The organism is Bariatricus massiliensis (assembly GCF_900086725.1).
GTDB lineage: Bacteria > Bacillota > Clostridia > Lachnospirales > Lachnospiraceae > Allocoprococcus > Allocoprococcus massiliensis.
Genome location: NZ_LT574833.1, coordinates 1 through 2,590 on the forward strand (window position 1 = coordinate 1; position 2,590 = coordinate 2,590).

The following is a 2,590-nucleotide window of genomic DNA, read 5'->3' on the forward strand; positions in this document are numbered from 1 at the left end:
GAAGACTAACAGAACGGTTTTGGGAAAGCCGGCCAGAGAGGGTGAAAGCCCCGTACGTGAAAGTCCGAATGACATGGCGGTATCCAGAGTACCACGAGACACGAGAAACCTTGTGGGAACATGCGGGGACCACCCCGTAAGGCTAAATACTACTTAGTGACCGATAGCGCATAGTACTGTGAAGGAAAGGTGAAAAGGACCCCGGGAGGGGAGTGAAAGAGAACCTGAAACCCTGCGTTTACAAGCTGTGGAAGCACTTTATATGTGCGACCGCGTACTTTTTGTAGAACGGTCCGGCGAGTTACGCCGGCTGGCAAGGTTAAGCACTCCAAGGTGCGGAGCCGAAGGGAAACCAAGTCTGAATAGGGCGCCAAGTCAGCCGGAGTAGACCCGAAACCGGGTGATCTACCCATGTCCAGGTTGAAGTTGCCGTAAAAGGCAATGGAGGACCGAACGCACATCCGTTGAAAAGGGTGGCGATGAGGTGTGGGTAGGGGAGAAATTCCAATCGAACCCGGAGATAGCTGGTTCTCCTCGAAATAGCTTTAGGGCTAGCCTCATGACAGTCTGCCGGAGGTAGAGCACTGAATTCCCGCGGGGGCGTCAAAGCTTACCAAAGGATATCAAACTCCGAATGCCGGAAAGATAGTCATGGGAGTCAGACTACACGAGATAAGTTGGGTAGTCGAAAGGGAAAGAGCCCAGACCTGCAGCTAAGGTCCCAAAATGTGTGTTAAGTGGAAAAGGATGTGGGATTTCAAAGACAACTAGGATGTTGGCTCAGAAGCAGCCATCCATTAAAAGAGTGCGTAATAGCTCACTAGTCGAGAGGTCCTGCGCCGAAAATGTCCGGGGCTGAAACACACTACCGAAGCTCAGGAATTACGAATGTAATTGGTAGAGGAGCATTCTTAGAGGGAGGAAGCAGTACCGTAAGGAGCTGTGGACTTCTAAGAAGAGAGAATGCCGGAATGAGTAGCGAGAGGAAGGTGGGAATCCTTCCGGCCGAATACCCAAGGTTTCCAGAGTAAAGCTGATCTGCTCTGGGTAAGTCGGGGCCTAAGGCGAGGTCGAAAGACGTAGCCGATGGACAACAGGTTGAAATTCCTGTACTGCAGTATGACAGAACTGTGGGGACGCAGAGGGAGAGCACAACCCGGGAATGGGATCCCGGGGCAAGCGGGGTAGGAGTGAAATTGGCAAATCCGTTTCACAATCCGAAGACGTGACGCGTACCGAACTATAAGTAGGGAAGTGTGTGAGCCAGCTGCCAAGAAAAGCCGCTATCGTTCATACTGTACCCGTACCGTAAACCGACACAGGTAGGTGAGGAGAGAATCCTAAGGCCGACGGGAGAAGCATTGTTAAGGAACTCGGCAAAATGACTCCGTAACTTCGGGAGAAGGAGTGCCAGCGAGAGCTGGCCGCAGAGAATTGGCCCAAGCAACTGTTTAGCAAAAACACAGGTCTATGCAAAACCGAAAGGTGAGGTATATGGGCTGACGCCTGCCCGGTGCTGGAAGGTTAAGGGGAGAGGTTAAGGACTCGTCCTGAAGCTTTGAACTTAAGCCCCAGTAAACGGCGGCCGTAACTATAACGGTCCTAAGGTAGCGAAATTCCTTGTCGGGTAAGTTCCGACCCGCACGAAAGGCGTAATGATTTGGGCACTGTCTCGACAATGCACCCGGTGAAATTGAAATACCAGTGAAGATGCTGGTTACCTGCGCCAGGACGGAAAGACCCCATGGAGCTTTACTCCAGCTTGATACTGGGATTCGGTATTGTATGTACAGGATAGGTGGGAGGCTAAGAAGTGGTGACGCCAGTCGCCATGGAGCCGCTGTTGGGATACCACCCTTGCAGTACTGGATTTCTAACCAGCAGCCGTGACCCGGCTGGGGGACAATGTCAGGTGGGGAGTTTGACTGGGGCGGTCGCCTCCGAAAGGGTATCGGAGGCGCTCAAAGGTCCTCTCAGAATGGTCGGAAACCATTCGCAGAGTGCAAAGGCAAAAGAGGGCTTGACTGCGACACCGACGGGTGGAGCAGGTACGAAAGTAGGACTTAGTGATCCGGTGGTATAAAGTGGGATTGCCATCGCTCAACGGATAAAAGCTACCCTGGGGATAACAGGCTTATCACTCCCAAGAGTTCACATCGACGGAGTGGTTTGGCACCTCGATGTCGGCTCATCGCATCCTGGGGCTGAAGTAGGTCCCAAGGGTTGGGCTGTTCGCCCATTAAAGCGGTACGCGAGCTGGGTTCAGAACGTCGTGAGACAGTTCGGTCCCTATCCGGCGTGGGCGTAGGATATTTGAGAGGAGCTGACCTTAGTACGAGAGGACCGGGTTGGACTGGCCGCTGGTGTATCTGTTGTTCTACCAAGAGCATGGCAGAGTAGCCAAGCCGGGAAGGGATAAACGCTGAAGGCATCTAAGCGTGAAGCCCCCCTCAAGATGAGATATCCCTACGAAAGTAGTAAGACCCCTTGAAGACGACAAGGTAGATAGGGCAGAGGTGGAAGTGCAGCAATGTACGGAGCTGACTGTCACTAATCGGTCGAGGGCATAACCAAGAGGTAGGAAGGGAAA

1 rRNA gene is annotated in these 2,590 nt (G+C 52.9%); it reads left to right on the forward strand.

From position 1 onward, the window contains the following. Positions 1 to 2,574 (forward strand): 23S ribosomal RNA (locus tag BN6465_RS00345); the annotation flags it as partial. Between the last annotated feature and the right edge of the window lie 16 nt (positions 2,575 to 2,590).